Here is a 17,053-nt window from a genome sequence, read left to right as displayed (position 1 = left end):
GCTACCGGCGAAGGCCACCGTGTGGGATCCGGCGGCCAGGCTGGCCTTCACCGCACGAAAGGGCGCAGGGTGGACGGAGTCAGCCGAGGAAGCTTCAGGAGGCTCCATGTCCGCACAGCCCGCCCGCCGCTCCGGAACGTTCACGCTCGGCGGTGACCTGCCCGTCTTCCGTCTGGGGTACGGGGCGATGCAGCTCACGGGTCCCGGCGTCTGGGGTGATCCGAAAGACCCCGAAGAGGCCGTACGCGTACTTCGCCGCGCTGTCGAACTCGGCGTCACGCTGATCGACACCGCCGACTCCTACGGCCCGTTCGTCGCCGATCACCTCATCAAGAAGGCGCTCCATCCGTACGCCGACGACCTCGTCATCGCCACCAAGGTCGGTTTCACCAGGCAAGGGCCCGGCCAGTGGACCGTCGTCGGCAGGCCCGAGTACCTGCGCCAGCAGGTCGAGCTGAACCTCCGTCACCTCGGGGTCGAGCGCGTCGACCTGCTGCAACTGCACCGCATCGACAAGCAGGTGCCGGTGGCCGACCAGATCGGCGTGCTCGCCGAGCTGCGGGACGAAGGCAAGATCCGGCACATCGGCCTGTCCGAGGTCAGCGTCTCCGACCTGGCCGAGGCGCAGAAGACGGCGGCGATCGTGTCCGTGCAGAACCTGTTCAACCTCGGTGACCGCCGGGCCGAAGAGCTGCTCGACCACGCCACCGAGCACGGTATCGCCTTCATCCCCTGGTACCCGCTGGCCACCGGCGAACTCGCGGGCGAGAACAGCCCCCTCGCCGCACTGGCGAAAGAGCACGGGGCCTCGCCGTCGCAGCTCGCGCTGGCGTGGCTGCTCAAGCGTTCGCCGGTCGTGCTGCCCATCCCGGGGACGTCGTCGGTCCCGCATCTGGAGGACAACGTGGCCGCCGCGGAGATCGAGCTGACCGACGCCGAGTTCGCCGCGTTGTCCGCCGCCGTGAGCTGAGCGGACCAGGCGCTTTCCCCGCGATCCAGGCGGGGAAAGCGTCCTACGGCTCCCCGGGCACTAAGCCTTCCGTAAACTCGTTGTGAGGACGAGCCGAGGGAGGTGCGGGTGGCCAACGCGGAAGAGCGCCGCTTCGAAGTGCTGCGCGCGATCGTCGCCGACTACGTGTCCAACCAGGAGCCCGTCGGGTCCAAGGCGATCGTCGACCGGCACAACCTCGGTGTGTCCAGCGCCACCGTGCGCAACGACATGGCGGCGCTGGAAGAAGAGGGCTACATCACACAGCCCCACACCAGCGCGGGCCGTATCCCCACCGACAAGGGGTACCGGCTGTTCGTCGACCGGATCGCCGAGATCAAACCGCTCAGCACGGCCGAACGCCGGGCCATCACGGCCTTCCTCGACAGCGGCACCGACGTCGACGACGTCCTGCGCCGCTCCGTCCGGCTGCTCGCCCAGCTGACCAGGCAGGTCGCGGTCATCCAGTACCCGATGATGACCAACTCCGCCGTCCGTCACCTGGAAGTGGTGCCGCTCACCCCGGCTCGGCTGATGTTGGTGCTGATCACCGATTCGGGCCGCGTCGACCAGCGCACGGTCGACCTCGGGGACGTCATCACCGAGGAGAACGTCGGCAGGCTGCGCACCGTGCTGAACGGGGCACTGGCGGGCCGCCGCCTTTCCGAGGCCGCGGCGGCGGTCGCCGAACTGCCCGAAAAGTCGCCGGGCGAGCTGCGCGACAACCTCACCCGCGTCTGCACCGTACTGGTGGAATCGCTGGTAGAGCACCCCGAAGAACGGCTGGTACTCGGCGGCACGGCGAACCTCACCCGCAACGTCTCGGACTTCCCCGGATCACTGCGGCAGGTGCTGGAGGCGCTCGAGGAGCAGGTCATCGTCCTCAAGCTGCTCGCGGCCGCCCGCAACCCCGGTGCGATCACCGTGCGCATCGGTGAGGAAAATGAAGACGAGCAGATGCGCAGCACCTCGGTGGTGTCCATCGGCTACGGCATGGACGACCTGCTGCTGGGCGGGATGGGCGTCGTCGGGCCGACCAGGATGGACTACCCGAACACCATCGCCGCGGTGCGCGCGGTGGCGAACTACGTGGGGCAGATCCTCTCCGGCCGCTGAGCCGCGTTGAGGTCGAAGTCAGAAGGAGAAGGCGAAGACGGTGGCGAGGGACTATTACGGCACTCTCGGGGTTGCGAAGAACGCGACGGATCAGGAGATCAAGCGCGCGTACCGCAAACTGGCCCGTGAACTGCACCCCGACGTCAACCCGTCGGAGGATGCCCAGCACCGCTTCGGCGAGGTGACCACCGCCTACGAGGTGCTGTCGGACCCGCAGAAGCGCAAGGTCGTCGACCTCGGCGGCGACCCGATGGACGGCGGGGCGCGGGGCGGAGGCGGCGGTGACCCGTTCTCCGGCTTCGGCGGACTCGGCGACATTATGGACGCCTTCTTCGGCGCCGCCGGGGGTGGCGGGGGCCGTGGCCGTGGCCCGCGCAGCCGCGTGCAGCCCGGTTCCGACGCGCTCATCCGCCTCGGCCTCACCCTCGAGGACTGCGCCACCGGCGTCGACCGCGAGATCACCGTCGACACCGCCATCGTCTGCGACCTGTGCCGCGGCGCCGGCTCGACCGAAGGCACCGGCACCCAGACCTGCGACACCTGTGGCGGCGCCGGCGAGGTCCAGTCCGTGCAGCGGTCGTTCCTCGGCCAGGTCGTCACCGCCCGCCCCTGCCCGGTCTGCCGCGGCTTCGGCGAGGTCATCACCGACCCCTGCCGCCAGTGCGGTGGCGACGGCCGCGTCCGCGCCCGCCGCAACGTCACCGCCAAGATCCCGCCGGGCGTCGGCGACGGTATGCGCATCCGGCTCTCCGGCCAGGGCGAGGTCGGCCCCGGCGGCGGCCCGGCAGGCGACCTGTACGTCGAGATCGACGAGGCACCGCACGAGGTGTTCGTCCGGCAGGGCAACGACTTGCACTGCAACTTCCGCATCCCGATGACCACCGCCGCCCTCGGCGCCACGGTGCCCATCGAGACCCTCATCGACGGCGACTACGAACTCGACATCGAGCCGGGCACCCAGCCCGCCACCGAACTCGTGCTCACCGCCAAGGGCATGCCGCGACTGCGGTCCTCCGGGCGCGTCGACGGCCGAGGCGACCTGCACGTCCACATCGACGTCGTCGTCCCGACCAAACTCGACGACGCCCAGCGTGACCTCCTCGTAGAACTGGCCCAGCAGCGCGGCGAAGACGTGCCTTCGCTCTCCTCGAACGGCTCCAAGCCCGGCGGGCTGTTCTCCAAGCTGCGCACCAAGAACCACCGGTAACCCGTGCCCGAGACGACACTGCCGGTCTTCCTCACCGCCGCGCTGCCCGACTCTGGGCGCACCACGCTCGACGGCGAGGAAGCCCGGCACGCCGCCACCGTCCGGCGGCTGCGCGTCGGCGAACGTCTCGTGCTTTCCGACGGCGAAGGCGGCATGGCGCGCTGTGTCGTCGAAGCCGTCCAATCGGGCCGCGACGCGGCACTCACCCTCACCATCGAAGAACACTGGACCGAGGACCCGCCTGCACTACGCGTCATCGTCGCCCAAGCACTCGCCAAAGGCGACCGCGGCGAACTAGCCGTCGAACTAGCCACCGAAGCAGGCGCCGACGCGATCATCCCCTGGCGCGCCGCCCGCAGCGTCGCCCGCTGGGAAGAAGGAACCCGCGGCGACAAAGCCCTCACCCGCTGGCGCACCACCGCCCGCGCCGCCGCCAAACAAGCCCGCCGCGCCCACATCCCCGAAGTCACCGAGCCCGTCAACACCCGCGAACTCGCCGAACTCGCCAAGACCGTTTCCCGCGCACTGGTCCTCGAATCCGGCATGACCGCGAAGCTCACCGAGATCGAACTCCCGCCACAAGGCGACATCCTCCTCATCGTCGGCCCCGAAGGCGGCATCACCGACGAAGAACTCACCACCCTCACCGACGCCGGCGCGACCGCCATCCGGTTGGGCCCCACCGTTTTACGCACCTCCACCGCCGCCGCCGTCGCCCTCGGCGCACTAGGGGTTCTCACCGACCGCTGGACGTGAAAAAACACCCCACTAATTTGCGGCGAGTTATGGCGCGATCACGCAAACAGCCGTTACTCTCGTTAACTGACGCGCAACACACGGTTTCGGCGCGCCACTGGGGATGAAGCCCAGTCGCGCGCGTGAATCCCCGCCGGGCACCTCCCCCCTCGGTCCGGCGGAGCCGCGGCGACGGTGGAGCGACCCCCAGGCTCCACCGCGCCGCGGCGTCTTCATTTGGGGGCTTCGCAAGCTACGCCCCAAATTTCGACGCCGCGGCGCGGTTCCGCGTGTCTGCCCGGGGGGCCGAGCCCCCCGGACCCCCCACGGTGCCTGAGGCGGCGGTTGGCAGCCCCGAAGGGAGCTTCGGGCGGCGGGTGGTCTTCGGTATCGGCGTAGGGCCTGGCGGCCCTCGCCTGGTGAGAGAAAAGCGAAGGCGAAGGCGAAGGCGAAGGCGAAGGCGAACGGCGTAGGGCCTGGCGGCCCTCGCCTGGTGAGGGTGTGTGGTCCGCCCTGCGGGGCGCTGGCGCGCCCCGTGGGCTGGTGAGTGAATCGGCTCTCGCAAGTAGTCCTCTAGTGGCGATGTGGGTGAGTGAGTCGTCTCGCGAGTAGTCCTCTGGTGGCGATAGTGCGTGTTGTGAACTAACGCAAGTAGTCCTCTGGTGGCGGTGGGGGTGGGGGATAGGGTGGGGGAATGAGTGACGCGGAGACGTTGTTCGAGCGGATCATCGCGGGGGAGATCCCGTCCGAAAAGGTGTACGAGGACGCGACGACGTATGCGTTTCGGGACATAGCGCCGCAGGCGCGGGTCCATGTGCTCGTGGTGCCGAAGAAGCGGTACAGGAATGTGGCCGAGGTGGCCGCGGCGGATCCGCAGGTGCTCGCGGACATCGCCTTGGCGGCCAAGAAGGTGGCGGAGATCGAGGGGATCGCCGAATCCGGCTACCGGGTGGTGTTCAACACCGACGGTGACGCTGGGCAGACGGTGTTTCACGTGCACGCGCATGTACTCGGTGGCGAGCAGTTGGGGCATTTCGGGCGCTGAAGCGCGCGGCCTGCGGAAACCGGACTGCGTGCCGGCATCCGCAACCAGTAGCATCGACCTTGTCACTGTCGTTGAAAATCGCAGCGTAAGCGCAGGAAGTAGGCCCGAGGCCACGTGGCCGGAACCGTACCGGGTGAAGCCGCCCGACCCGACGTTCCCACGAACGTCACCGCGACGAAGGCCGACGAGGCCGCCGTCACCGAAGCGGCCCAGTCCCGTTTCCCCATCCCCGACGCCGCCGCGCTCAGCCTGCTCGGCTCGAGGGACGAAAACCTCCGCGTCGCCGAAGAACTCCTCGCCGCCGACGTCCACGTCCGCGGCAACGAGGTCACCCTGACCGGCGCTCCCGCCGACGTCGCCTTCGCCGAGCGTGTCTTCGCCGAACTCGTGACGCTCGCGGGCCGCGGCCAGCAGGTCGACCCGGCCACCGTCCGCCGCACCGTCGGCATGCTCTCCACCGGTGACCACGAGTCACCGGCCGAAGTGCTGAGCATGAACATCATCTCCCGGCGCGGCAAGACGATCCGGCCCAAGACGCTCAACCAGAAGCATTACGTCGACGCCATCGACAAGCACACCATCGTCTTCGGCATCGGCCCCGCCGGTACCGGCAAGACGTACCTCGCCATGGCCAAGGCCGTCCAGGCATTGCAGGCGAAGCAGGTCAGCCGCATCGTGCTGACCCGGCCCGCGGTCGAAGCGGGCGAGCGCCTCGGGTACCTGCCGGGCACGCTCAACGAGAAGATCGACCCGTACCTGCGCCCGCTCTACGACGCGTTGCACGACATGGTCGAGCCCGAGTCGATCCCCCGGCTGATGCAGGCGGGCACCATCGAGATCGCGCCGCTCGCGTACATGCGCGGCCGCACCCTCAACGACGCCTTCATCATCCTCGACGAGGCGCAGAACACGACGCCGGAACAAATGAAGATGTTCCTCACCCGGCTCGGGTTCGGCGCCAAGATCGTCGTCACCGGTGACGTCACCCAGATCGACCTCCCCAACGGCCAGAAGAGCGGCCTCCGGGTGGTCCGCGACATCCTCGAAGGCGTCGAAGACCTGCACTTCGCGCAGCTCACCAGCCAGGACGTGGTGCGGCACAAGCTCGTCGGCGACATCGTCGACGCGTACGAGAAGTGGCAGGCAGTTCAGGACAGCCAGGACAAGGGCAACGGCTGGAAAGGGCAGCGCCGTTCATGAGCATCGAGATCGCCAATGAATCGGGCGTGAACGTCGACGAGACCTCGATCGTGTCGGCCGCCCGGTTCGCGCTCGACAAGATGGAGGTCAGCCCGCTCGCCGAGCTGTCCATCCTGCTCGTCACCCTCGAGGTGATGGAGGACCTGCACGAACGGTGGATGGACCTGCCCGGTCCCACCGACGTGATGGCCTTCCCGATGGACGAGCTCGACTCGTCACGCCGTCCCGACGCGCCCGACGCCTCACCCGCGCTGCTCGGCGACATCGTGCTCTGCCCGGCGTTCGCGAAGGACCAGGCCAAGACGGCCGGGCACGCGCTGATCGACGAGCTGCACCTGCTCACCACGCACGGGGTGCTGCACCTGCTCGGCTACGACCACGCCGAACCCGCCGAGGAACGTGAGATGTTCGGTCTGCAGAAGCGGATCCTCGGCGAGTTCCAGGCGGCCGTCGCCGCGGTGAACCGCCGCGACGCGCAGCGCACCGCGGACGACAGGCTCCTCGGCACCGCCGGCCTCGACACCGTGCCCGCCGACGAACCCCCCGCCTAGACATGGGCAGTCCGACGGCACTGCTGGTCATCGCCATCGCGCTGATCCTGCTCGCCGGGGTGTTCGCGGCCGCCGACGCGGCGGTCAGCACGGTCTCCAAGGCCCGTGCCGACGGCCTCGTCCGGCTCGGCCGCCCCGGCGCGCGTCAGCTCGCGCTGGTCATCGCCGAACGCCGCCGCCACATCAACCTGATCCTGCTGCTGCGGATGACCTGCGAACTGACCGCCACCGTGCTGGTCACCGTCGACATCCTCCGCTGGATCCAGCCGCTGTGGCTCGCCATCGTCGTCGCCGCCGGCGTGATGGTCGTGGTGAGTTACGTGCTCATCGGGGTCGGCCCGCGCACCCTCGGCCGCCAGCACCCGTACCGGATCGGCCTGGTCGTCGCGGGCCCGGTCCGCATCCTCGGTTCGGTACTCGGCCCGCTCAGCAGGCTGCTGATCGTCTTCGGTAACGCCATCACCCCCGGCCGTGGCTTCCGCGAAGGCCCCTTCACCTCCGAAGTCGAACTCCGCGAACTGGTCGACCTCGCCCAGGAACGCGGCGTCGTCGAGGAATCCGAACGCGAGATGATCCACTCGGTGTTCGAACTCGGTGACACCGTCGCGCGCGAGGTCATGGTGCCGCGGACGGAGATCGTCTGGATCGAGCACGACAAGACCGTGCGCCAGGCGCTCGCGCTGGCCCTGCGCACCGGGTTCACCCGGCTGCCGGTGATCGGCGAATCCGTCGACGACGTCGCGGGCGTGGTCAACATCAAGGACCTCATGCCCGCGTACATGGCCGAGGGCGGCCCGCAGCGGCGCGTCGAGGAGCTGATGAACCCGGCGAGCTTCGTGCCGGACTCGAAGCGGCTCGACGACCTGCTCAAGGAGATGCAGGTGTCGCACAATCACATGGCGATCGCGGTCGACGAGTACGGCGGCACCGCGGGCCTGCTCACCATCGAGGACGTCCTCGAGGAGATCGTCGGCGAGATCACCGACGAATCCGACACCGACGAACGCCCCGAGGTGGAGGAACTCGATAGTGGCGCGGTCCGCGTCTCGTCCCGGCTTTCGATCGACGACCTTGGCGAACTGTTCGGGATCGACCTCGAAGGCCACGACGTGGAGACCGTGGGCGGGCTGCTCGCGGAGCGACTGGGTAGGGTCCCGCTGCCGGGGGCCGAAGCCGAGGTCGCCGGACTTCGGCTGTTCGCCGAAGGCGGTAAGGACCGGCGCGGGCGGATGCGGATCACCTCGGTGGTCGTCCACCCCGCCGACGCGGACGCGGTGAACGACGCGGCACAGGGCAGGCGTCGTACCCGGGTCCCGCAGCCCGATGAAAGTGACAGGAGTGTCGAACATGCCTGAGCTGGACGCCGAGGACGAGAAGCTGGTGACGCTGGCCAGGTCCGCGCGAGCCCGCACCCAGGCCGAGGAAGGCGCCGCGCTCCGCGACACCGACGGCCGCACCTACGCGGCGGGCACGGTCGACCAGCCGTCGTTCAAGCTCACCGCGTTGCAGGCCGCCGTCGCCGCCGCCGTTTCGAGTGGGGCCGAAGGAATCGAGGCGGCCGTCGTGGTCACCGCCGAAGGCCTGCTCAAGGAGGCGTCCGTGCACGCGGTACGCGACATCGCCGAAAAGGCGCCCATTTATCTCGCCGATCCCAGTGGCAAGGTGCGGAACTGATGGCCGAACCGCATCGCTCGGGCTTCGCCTGTTTCGTCGGACGGCCGAACGCGGGCAAGTCCACGCTGACGAACGCGCTCGTCGGCAGCAAGGTGGCGATCACCTCCAGCAAACCGCAGACCACCCGGCACGCCATCCGCGGCATCGTCCACCGCGACGACGCCCAGCTGGTGATCATCGACACGCCGGGGCTGCACCGGCCGAGGACTCTGCTCGGCGAGCGGCTCAACGACATCGTCCACTCGACATGGTCCGAAGTGGACGTCGTCGGGCTTTGCGTGCCCGCCAACGAAAAGGTCGGTCCCGGTGACCGGTTCATCGCCGCCGAACTCAAGAAGATCGCCAAGCGCACACCCGTGATCGGGGTCGTCACCAAGACGGATCTGGTGAAACCCGAACAGGTCGCCGAGCAGCTGCTCGCCCTGCAAGAGGTCATGGAGTTCACCGATCTCATCCCGGTGTCCGCTGTGGACGGTTTCCAGGTCGGTTCGCTCGCGGACCTGCTGGTGCGGCACCTTCCGGAAGGCCCGCAGCTGTATCCGGGCGGGGAACTCACCGACGAGCCCGAGCAGACCCTGGTCGCCGAGCTGATCCGCGAGGCCGCGCTGGAGGGTGTCCGGGACGAACTCCCGCACTCGATCGCCGTCACCGTCGAGGAAATGCTGCCGCACGAGGGCAGGGACGACATGATCGACGTGCACGCGTTCCTTTATGTGGAACGACCGAGCCAGAAGGGCATCATCCTCGGGCACAAGGGTGAGCGCCTCAAGGACGTCGGCGCGCGCGCCCGGCAGCAGATCGAGGGGCTCCTCGGCACGAAGGTCTACCTCGACCTGCACATCAAGGTTGCCAAGGAGTGGCAGCGCGACCCCCGTCAGTTGCGACGGCTGGGCTTCTGACTGCTTTTGCCTGAACGGAATGTCTCGATTCGGTCGCGGAGACCGGTTGATGATGTGGAACCGGACGGGTGACCCTAGAGTCTCACTCCTCGACTCCGGTGATCGCCGATCGGGCGGCGCGTCCGAGTCCTGTTCGACATTTCATTCGTGAAGGGAAAGCGGTAAATGACCGACAACCAGGGCCTGCCCAACTACTCCGGCGACCCTCAGGGCGGTGGCGGCTTCAACAACCCGGGCCCGCCGCCCAACAACAACCTGGTGTGGGCGATCCTCACCACGATCCTGTGCTGCCTGCCCTTCGGTATCGTCTCGATCGTCAAAGCGAACCAGGTGAACACCCTCTGGGCACAGGGCCAGCCCGCCGCCGCGCAGGAAGCGGCCGACGCCGCCAAGAAGTGGGCCATCATCGCCGCCATCGTCGGCGTCGTGGTCGGCATCCTCTACTTCGTCCTGGTGGTCGCCCTCGGCGTCTTCTCGGCCGATATGAACAACTACCGCTGATCAGGGCGATAGAGGGGGAGATTTCATGACCGACCAGTACCCGAACTACCCGCCTCCTGGCGGGCCTCCGCCGCAGCAGCCGTATTACGGTGGCATGCCGAACTACGGTCCGCCGCCGGACAACAACCTGGTGTGGGCCATTCTCTGCACCGTGCTGTGCTGCTTGCCGCTGGGTATCGTGGCGATCGTGAAGTCGAGCCAGGTGCAGACGTTGTGGTCACAGGGTTTCCACGCGGAAGCCCAGAAGGCCGCCGACGACGCGAAGAAGTGGTCCATGTGGGGCGCGATCGCCACCGGCGGTCTCTTCCTGCTGTACATCATCTTCATCGTGGTGATGGTCATCATCGGCGCGTCGGCGGGAAGCTTCACGCCGTGACGACGTCCGTCTACACGGGATTCCCGGCGCGCGGGTTCAAAGCACGGGCCCGCGCGCTGGGGCCGCCCCTGGCCATCGCCGCCGGCGCCGGTCTCGGCTGCGTCGTCCTCTGGCTTGGCGATCCCACCACTCCCGGCGGGCCGCTTCCGGTCTGTCCCACCAAGTCACTGCTGGGCATCGCCTGCCCGGGCTGCGGTGGCATGCGCATGGTCTACAGCGCGCTGCACGGGGACATCCCCGCCGCGCTGCACTACAACGCGGTGTCCTTTGTGGTCGTTCTCCTGCTGATCTGGAGCACCGCGGCCTGGACGGTCGGCAGGCTCCGCGGCCGGGCGGTCGACAGCTGGCTGCACTGGCGCTGGACGCCGCTCGCGTTCGGCGTCGTGTTCGTCGTCTGGTTCGTCATCCGTAACCTGCCTTTTGCCCCGTTCACCTCGCTGTACGTCTGAGTGCCGGGCCGAACCCCGGATCGTCGGTGGTACCGAGTACGCTCCCGCGCACCGGTCTGCTCGGCGTGTACCCATGCCGTACATTCAGCCCGGGTCGCCGCACGAGGCCCGTGCGGCAGGGGCGAGGAACCAGCGAGGGGATTTCGATGACCACTCCCTACGGCCAGCAGCCGCCGGGACAGCAGCCGTCGGGTGACCAGCCTTCGCCGTTCGGCCAGCAGCCCCCGCCGCCTCCCCAGGGTGACCAGCCTTCGCCATTCGGCCAGCAAGCGCCTGGTGAACAGCAGTCCTCGCCCTTCGGGCAGCAGCCACCGGCCCAGCAGCAGTCGCCTTTCGGTCAGCAGCCGCAGCAGCCGCAGCAGCCGTTCGGCGCGCAGCAGCAATCACCGTTCGGTCAGCAACAACAGCAGCAGTCGTCGCCGTTCGGGCAGCCGCAGCCCGGCCAGCCTTCCCCGTTCGGCCAGCAGCCCGGCCAGCAGGCACCGTTCGGCCAGGCGACCCAGTTCGGTCCGCAGCAGGATTACGCCCACTGGGGTCTGCGAGCGGGCGCGACCCTCATCGACTTCGGGCCGATCGTCGTGCTCCCGATCATCGGCACCATCATCTCCGCGACGGGGTCGTACACCGTCGGCATGATCATCGCCGGTCTCGGGTACCTCGCGGGACTCGGCTGGACCATCTACAACCGGTGGATCCAAATGGGGACCACGGGCCAGTCCCTCGGCAAGAAGGTCCTGAAGATCAAGCTCGTCCGCGATGCCGACGGGCAGCCGATCGGCCCGCTGATGGCCTTCGTCCGGGACCTGTGCCACAACCTGGACGGCTGGGTCTGCGGTCTCGGTTACCTCTGGCCACTGTGGGACCAGAAGAAGCAGACGTTCGCCGACAAGATCCTCAGCACCGTCGTCGTCCCGGCGGAAGCCGCCGCGCCCGCGTCGGCGCCGTTCGGTCAGGCCCAGGGGTTCCCCGCGCAGCCCTCGCCGTTCGGCCAGCCGCAGCCGCCGCAGCAGCCGTTCGGAGCGCCGCCGCAGCCGCAGTCGCCGTTCGGCCAGCCGCCTCAGCAACCCCAGCAGTCGCAGCCGTTCGGTCAGCAGCCGCCCCAGCCGTTCGGCCAGCCGCAGGGAACCGCGGCGCCGTCCCCGGAGTCCCAGACTGAACCGGGCTTCGGCGAGGCCGAGCCGACACAGGTTCTCCACCCTGGCCAGCAGCCCCAGCAGGCGCCGTCCGGGTTCGACGAAGCCGAGCCGACGCAGAAGATCACGCCGGAACAGCTGAGGCAGCAGCTGCCCGGCGCGGACGGGCCGAACGGGCCCGGAACACCGCAGCAGTAAGGAATGACCGGCGGGATCCACCCGCCGGGAAGCACGACAAAAGTGGGGAACCCGATGACGAACCCGTACGGCCAGCAGCCCGGCTACGGCCAGCAGCAGCCCTATGGCCAGCAGCCTCAGCCCGGATACGGACCGCCGTCGGGCGCGACGCCCGCGCCGTACGGCCAGCCGTCCGGCGCCACGCCCGCACCTTATGGTCAGCCTTCGGGGGCGAACCCGATGCCGTACGGCCAGCCTTCGCCGTACGGTCAGCCTTCGCCGTATGGCCAGCCCGCGCCCTACGGCGCTCCGGGCGGCATGCCCGGTGGCGGTGACATCAACTCGATCCCCGACTACAAGGGCTGGGCGATCGGCTGCATCTTCCTCTGTTGGATCATCGCGATCTTCGCGATCATGAAGTCCAACGAGGTCAACACGTACAAGATGCAGGGGAACTACGCCGCGGCCATGGACGCGTCGAAGTCGACGAAGACCATGTGCATGATCGCTTCGATCATCGGTGGCGTCGGCTGCCTGTTCTCCCTGCTGTGGATCATCGTGGTCGCTGCGTCGTTCTAAACCGGAAAACAAACGAGGAAACACTTCACATGACCAACCCTTACGGCCAGCAACAGCCCTACGGCCAGCAGCAGCCTGGCTACGGACCCCCGTCCGGTGGCATGCCCGCTCCCTACGGCCAGCCGGCCCCGTACGGCCAGCCCGCTCCTTACGGCGCTCCGGGCGGTATGCCCCCCGGTGGCGACATCAACGCCATCAAGGACTACAAGGGCTGGGCGATCGGCTGCATCTTCCTCTTCTGGATTCTCGCGATCTTCGCGATCATGAAGTCCAACGAGGTCAACACGTACAAGATGCAGGGCAACTACGCCGCGGCCATGGACGCGTCGAAGTCGACGAAGACCATGTGCCTGATCGCCACCATCATCGGTGGCGTCGGCTGCCTGCTTTCGATCGTGTGGATCATCTTCGCCGTCGTCCTGGCGACGAGCGCGTCGACCTACAGCTGCTACGGCAGCTACTGCTGATTCCAGGGCGCACCACCCCGATGTCGGTCCCAGGTGGGACGATGTCGGGGTGGTGAACCTTTATCGCGACACCGGAGTGGTGTTGCGGACGCACAAACTGGGTGAGGCCGACCGGATCATCACCCTGCTCACGCGGCGGCACGGCAAGGTCCGTGCGGTCGCGAAAGGCGTGCGTCGGACGTCGTCGCGCTTCGGGGCACGCCTGGAGCCATTCGGGCACGTCGACGTCCAGTTCTACACCGGCCGGTCCCTCGACGTGATCACCCAGGTCGAGACGGTCGATGCCTTCGCGTTGCCGCTGGTGGCCGACTACCAGCGCTACACCGCCGCGAGCGCCATCGCCGAGACGGCGGACCGGTTGTCCGCCGAAGAGGGCGAGCCGGTGCTCAAACTCTACATGCTCGTCGTCGGGGCCCTGCGCGCGCTGGCCGGCGGTGAACGCGACAGTTCCCTCATCCTCGACGCCTTCTTCCTGCGGGCCATGGCCTACGCGGGGTGGGCGCCCGCGATCACCGAATGCGCCCGGTGCGGTCTGCCGGGGCCGCACAAGGCGTTCAGCGTGTCGGCGGGCGGCTCGATGTGCCCGGATTGCCGGGTTCCCGGCTGTGTCCACCCCTCCCATGAGGTGCTGACCCTGCTCGCGGCGCTCCTGCACGGGGAGTGGCCGGTGGCCGAAGCGTCGCAGCCGGTGCCGAGGCGGGACGCGTCCGGCCTGGTCGCGGCGCATCTCCAGTGGCATCTGGAGCGTCAGTTGCGGTCGCTGCCGCTGGTCGAGAGGCGTGCGCGGGAGGGCGTCACTCCGGCGCAGTAGGGTCGCAGGCACAGGTTCACTCGATCAGGAGGCTCGAAGGTGCTGCGCAGGGGACGCGAGAACAAGGCGTCACAATTCGAACTTCGCGCGCCGGAGCCGCATCCGTCCGGTGCCCGGCCGCCGGAGATCCCCAAGGAACTCCTCCCGAAGCATGTGGCGCTGGTGATGGACGGCAACGGTCGCTGGGCGAACCAGCGGGGACTGCCCCGGATCGAGGGCCACAAGCGCGGGGAAGCGGTGATGATCGACGTCGCCAGCGGTGCCGTGGAACTGGGCGTCAAATGGCTGTCGGTGTACGCGTTCTCCACCGAGAACTGGAAGCGGAGCCCGGAAGAGGTCCGCTTCCTGATGGGCTTCAACCGCGACACCATCCGCCGCCAGGTCGACTACCTCGGCTCGATCGGCGTCCGCATCCGCTGGGCTGGCCGTCGCCCGAAGCTGTGGGCGAGCGTCATCAAGGAACTGCAGGTCGCCGAAGAGAAGACCAAGAACAACACGGCGCTGAACATGACCATGTGCGTCAACTACGGCGGCCGTGCCGAACTCGGTGACGCGATGCGCCGGATCGCGCAGGACGTGGCCGACGGGAAGCTGAACCCGGACAAGGTCACCGAGAAGACCATCGGGAAGTACCTGTACCAGCCCGACATGCCGGATGTGGACCTGTTCCTGCGGCCGTCCGGGGAGCAGCGGACGTCGAACTTCCTGCTCTGGCAGTCGGCCTATGCCGAGATGGTTTACCAGGACACGCTCTTCCCGGACTTCGACCGCACCCACCTCTGGCGGGCGTGCCTCGAGTTCGCGAAACGGGACCGCCGCTTCGGCGGCGCCATCGACAAGGCTTCCGAAGGGACCGCATGACCACCGAAGCAGCGGATACGGCGGCCTTGCTGACGTCCGCACGGGAAGCCCTCGAGCGCTACCTCGAAGTCCACGTCGACGACGACGGCGCGCTGACCTTCTCGCACGCCGACGTCCCCTGCGTCATCCAGGCGACCCGACTGGCCGAAGGGCTGACCGTGCTGAGCCTGACCTGCGTCGTCGCCTGGGATCTGCCGGACGATCCGGCGATCGCGGCTTCGGCGGCGGAACGCGCCGGGCAGGGGCTGTTCGGGACGCTCGGCGTGGTGCGCTCGGAGAAGGGCATCGACATCACGCTGAGGTACGCGTTCCCGGCCGAGGGCATGGACGCTTCGCCGCTCGGGACGCTGCTCATGCTGGTCGTGTCGACCGCTTCGCAGCTGCGAAGCGATCTGCTGGGCCCAGTCCCCGGGGACTGACCTCCTCCACACAGGGTCACCTGGCATCATTCCGCGCATGGAAACCATTTCCAGGAGCGCCCCGGAGAAGAAGCCGGCCCGGCGGTTCAAGATCACCTCGATCGAGGTGCTCTGTGCGATCCTGCTGATCGCGATCCTCGGGCAGACCTGGCTCCAGCAGGTGTTCGACGTGCCCGCGCTGCGGACCGGCTCGACGGTGTTCGTCGCAGTCTGCGTGCAGGCCCTCCCGTTCCTGGTGCTCGGGGTGCTGATCAGCGGCGCGATCGCGGCGTTCGTCCCCGCGCGGGTGCTGGAAAAGGTCCTCCCTCGCCGAGCCGGCGCGGCCGTCGGCGTCGCGGGGCTGGCCGGTGTCGCCCTGCCGGGCTGTGAATGTGCTTCGGTACCGGTGGCGCGACGGCTGATCGGCCAGGGTGTCGCACCCGCGGCCGCGCTGACGTTCCTGCTCGCCGCGCCCGCGGTGAACCCGGTGGTGCTGGTCGCCACGGCGGTGGCGTTCCCCGGGAACCCGGAGATGGTGTTCGCCCGGTTCGCCGGTTCGCTCGCCACCGCGATGGTGATGGGCTGGCTGTGGGCGAAGTGGGGCAAGCTCGACTGGATCGCGGAGCGCGCACGGCGGCGGCTGCCCGAAGTCCAGCACGGTTCACGCTGGAGGACTTTCGCCGAGACGGCGCGCGGGGACCTGGTCGAGGCAGGTGGGTTCCTCGTGCTCGGTGCGATGATCGCCGCCGCGATGAACGTGCTGGTGCCCGCCAAATGGTTCGGTGTGCTGGGGGAGCAGATCGTGCTCGGGGTACTGGTGATGGCCGTGCTCGCCGTCGTGCTGGCGCTGTGCAGTGAGGCCGACGCCTTCGTCGCCGCGTCGCTGACCGCGATGCCGCTGCTGCCGAAACTGGTGTTCCTCGTGGTCGGCCCGGCCATCGACGTCAAGCTGTTCGCCTTGCAGACCGGCACCTTCGGCAAATCCTTCGCGCTGCGGTTCGCGCCGGTGACGTTCGTCGTCGCGCTGTCCTGCGCCGTCGTCTCGGGCGTGCTCATCCTCGGAGGTGGGGCGTGAAACGCGAGACCCAGAACATCCTTCTGATCCTGCTCGGCGGGGCACTGCTCAAGATCACGATCAACGGTGACTACCTGCGCTACGTCAAACCCGCGCAGCAGCCGTGGATCATCGCGGGCGGCGCGGTGATGGTCGCGCTGGGCGCGGTCGCGATCGTCCGCGACCTGCTGGCCGCGCGGGCCGCCGCCGCTGTCTCGGGCGACGTCCACGCGCACGACCACAACACACGTTCGGCGTGGCTGCTGATGCTGCCGGTACTGGCCGTCTTCCTGGTCGCGCCGCCCGCGCTCGGCGCCGACTCGGTGACCCGGACCGAGGCCAGAGCGCCGCAAAGCGCCTCGGCGAGCAACGCGGCCGCCTTCCCGCCCCTGCCGGCCGGGGACGTGGTGCCGCTGGAGGTCAACGACTTCGTCAGCCGCGCGGGCTGGGACAAGAGCGGGACCCTGAACGGGCGGACGGTGCGGCTGTCCGGGTTCGTCGTGCACAACGAGGGCAACACGATGCTGGCCAGGATGGTCATCGGCTGCTGTGCCGCCGACGCCTTCCCGATCACCGTGCGGCTGGTGGGCGAGGGCGCGTCGGGCTTCGGCGACGACACCTGGCTGGAGGTGACCGGGACGGTCGTGCCGGGGACGGCGGTGCGGGAGAACAGCTACATGCCGGACTTGACGCTGGCCTCGGTGCGGCAGGTGCCGGCGCCGAAGGACCCTTACGAGTACTGAGCCGGATGAGATGAACGGGACTTTCATTGCAAAATTTGCAATGAAAGTCCCGTTCATAACACGACTGATCAGTGGTTCGAGCCCGCGGC

At 68.5% G+C, this 17,053-nt stretch carries 21 protein-coding genes; all 21 read left to right on the top strand.

Annotation, left to right across the window (positions count from 1 at the left end):
* The first annotated feature begins 106 nt into the window (after positions 1 to 106).
* The 21 genes from ACLARN_RS30205 (at position 107) to ACLARN_RS30105 (ending at position 16,964) form a co-directional block, all read left to right on the top strand.
* Positions 107 to 970 carry an aldo/keto reductase gene (locus ACLARN_RS30205; RefSeq protein WP_409494867.1) on the top strand — a complete coding sequence of 288 codons (864 nt, stop codon included), beginning with the start codon at positions 107 to 109 and terminating at the stop codon, positions 968 to 970.
* Positions 971 to 1,078: 108 nt separating this feature from the next.
* Complete coding sequence (gene hrcA / locus ACLARN_RS30200; protein ID WP_409494866.1) at positions 1,079 to 2,104, top strand: heat-inducible transcriptional repressor HrcA; 1,026 nt, start codon at positions 1,079 to 1,081, stop codon at positions 2,102 to 2,104.
* A 40-nt stretch (positions 2,105 to 2,144) separates the two neighbouring features.
* Complete coding sequence (gene dnaJ / locus ACLARN_RS30195) at positions 2,145 to 3,311, top strand: molecular chaperone DnaJ (RefSeq protein ID WP_409494865.1); 1,167 nt, start codon at positions 2,145 to 2,147, stop codon at positions 3,309 to 3,311.
* Positions 3,312 to 3,314: 3 nt separating this feature from the next.
* Positions 3,315 to 4,067: a 16S rRNA (uracil(1498)-N(3))-methyltransferase gene (locus tag ACLARN_RS30190; protein ID WP_409494864.1), complete on the top strand. Its 753-nt coding sequence runs from the start codon at positions 3,315 to 3,317 to the stop codon at positions 4,065 to 4,067.
* A 673-nt stretch (positions 4,068 to 4,740) separates the two neighbouring features.
* On the top strand, positions 4,741 to 5,091 hold the full coding sequence (locus ACLARN_RS30185) for a histidine triad nucleotide-binding protein (RefSeq protein WP_409494863.1): 351 nt from the start codon (positions 4,741 to 4,743) through the stop codon (positions 5,089 to 5,091).
* A gap of 114 nt (positions 5,092 to 5,205) precedes the next feature.
* Positions 5,206 to 6,291: a PhoH family protein gene (locus tag ACLARN_RS30180; protein WP_409494862.1), complete on the top strand. Its 1,086-nt coding sequence runs from the start codon at positions 5,206 to 5,208 to the stop codon at positions 6,289 to 6,291.
* Positions 6,288 to 6,842, top strand: a complete 555-nt coding sequence (ybeY, locus tag ACLARN_RS30175) for an rRNA maturation RNase YbeY (RefSeq protein ID WP_076166333.1) — start codon at positions 6,288 to 6,290, stop codon at positions 6,840 to 6,842. The genes ACLARN_RS30180 and ybeY overlap by 4 nt, the downstream gene beginning before the upstream one ends.
* Before the next feature lie 2 nt (positions 6,843 to 6,844).
* Positions 6,845 to 8,197, top strand: coding sequence for a hemolysin family protein (locus tag ACLARN_RS30170; RefSeq protein ID WP_409494861.1), 1,353 nt, complete (start codon positions 6,845 to 6,847; stop codon positions 8,195 to 8,197).
* Positions 8,190 to 8,516: a cytidine deaminase gene (locus ACLARN_RS30165; RefSeq protein WP_409494860.1), complete on the top strand. Its 327-nt coding sequence runs from the start codon at positions 8,190 to 8,192 to the stop codon at positions 8,514 to 8,516. The genes ACLARN_RS30170 and ACLARN_RS30165 overlap by 8 nt, the downstream gene beginning before the upstream one ends.
* Entirely contained in the window at positions 8,516 to 9,415 is a 900-nt protein-coding gene (era, locus tag ACLARN_RS30160; RefSeq protein WP_409494859.1) for a GTPase Era, read from the top strand. Before ACLARN_RS30165 ends, era begins: the two co-directional genes overlap by 1 nt.
* Positions 9,416 to 9,580: 165 nt before the next feature.
* Entirely contained in the window at positions 9,581 to 9,916 is a 336-nt protein-coding gene (locus ACLARN_RS30155; protein ID WP_409494858.1) for a CD225/dispanin family protein, read from the top strand.
* A gap of 25 nt (positions 9,917 to 9,941) precedes the next feature.
* On the top strand, positions 9,942 to 10,292 hold the full coding sequence (locus tag ACLARN_RS30150) for a CD225/dispanin family protein (RefSeq protein WP_007034859.1): 351 nt from the start codon (positions 9,942 to 9,944) through the stop codon (positions 10,290 to 10,292).
* The gene (locus ACLARN_RS30145) at positions 10,289 to 10,741 is read left to right on the top strand and encodes a DUF2752 domain-containing protein (protein ID WP_409494857.1); all 453 of its coding nucleotides are present in this window, start codon (positions 10,289 to 10,291) and stop codon (positions 10,739 to 10,741) included. Before ACLARN_RS30150 ends, ACLARN_RS30145 begins: the two co-directional genes overlap by 4 nt.
* 146 nt (positions 10,742 to 10,887) lie before the next feature.
* Positions 10,888 to 12,072 (top strand): RDD family protein, encoded by a 1,185-nt coding sequence (locus ACLARN_RS30140; RefSeq protein WP_409494856.1) that lies wholly within the window; start codon positions 10,888 to 10,890, stop codon positions 12,070 to 12,072.
* Positions 12,073 to 12,126: 54 nt separating this feature from the next.
* Positions 12,127 to 12,630, top strand: coding sequence for a CD225/dispanin family protein (locus ACLARN_RS30135; protein ID WP_409494855.1), 504 nt, complete (start codon positions 12,127 to 12,129; stop codon positions 12,628 to 12,630).
* 29 nt (positions 12,631 to 12,659) lie between these two features.
* A complete protein-coding gene (locus ACLARN_RS30130; protein WP_409494854.1) occupies positions 12,660 to 13,097 on the top strand; it encodes a CD225/dispanin family protein in 438 nt (145 codons plus the stop codon).
* 49 nt (positions 13,098 to 13,146) lie between these two features.
* Positions 13,147 to 13,908, top strand: coding sequence for a DNA repair protein RecO (gene recO, locus ACLARN_RS30125; RefSeq protein WP_409494853.1), 762 nt, complete (start codon positions 13,147 to 13,149; stop codon positions 13,906 to 13,908).
* 39 nt (positions 13,909 to 13,947) lie between these two features.
* Positions 13,948 to 14,769 (top strand): isoprenyl transferase, encoded by an 822-nt coding sequence (locus tag ACLARN_RS30120; protein WP_409494852.1) that lies wholly within the window; start codon positions 13,948 to 13,950, stop codon positions 14,767 to 14,769.
* On the top strand, positions 14,766 to 15,188 hold the full coding sequence (locus tag ACLARN_RS30115) for a hypothetical protein (protein ID WP_409494851.1): 423 nt from the start codon (positions 14,766 to 14,768) through the stop codon (positions 15,186 to 15,188). The genes ACLARN_RS30120 and ACLARN_RS30115 overlap by 4 nt, the downstream gene beginning before the upstream one ends.
* A 37-nt stretch (positions 15,189 to 15,225) precedes the next feature.
* Complete coding sequence (locus tag ACLARN_RS30110; protein ID WP_409494850.1) at positions 15,226 to 16,242, top strand: permease; 1,017 nt, start codon at positions 15,226 to 15,228, stop codon at positions 16,240 to 16,242.
* Complete coding sequence (locus ACLARN_RS30105; RefSeq protein ID WP_409494849.1) at positions 16,239 to 16,964, top strand: TIGR03943 family putative permease subunit; 726 nt, start codon at positions 16,239 to 16,241, stop codon at positions 16,962 to 16,964. Before ACLARN_RS30110 ends, ACLARN_RS30105 begins: the two co-directional genes overlap by 4 nt.
* Positions 16,965 to 17,053 lie beyond the last annotated feature (89 nt).

The sequence above is a fragment of the Amycolatopsis sp. cmx-11-12 genome, from assembly GCF_046269425.1.
Taxonomy (GTDB): Bacteria; Actinomycetota; Actinomycetes; order Mycobacteriales; family Pseudonocardiaceae; genus Amycolatopsis.
This window is presented reverse-complemented; position numbering and strand designations above follow the sequence as displayed.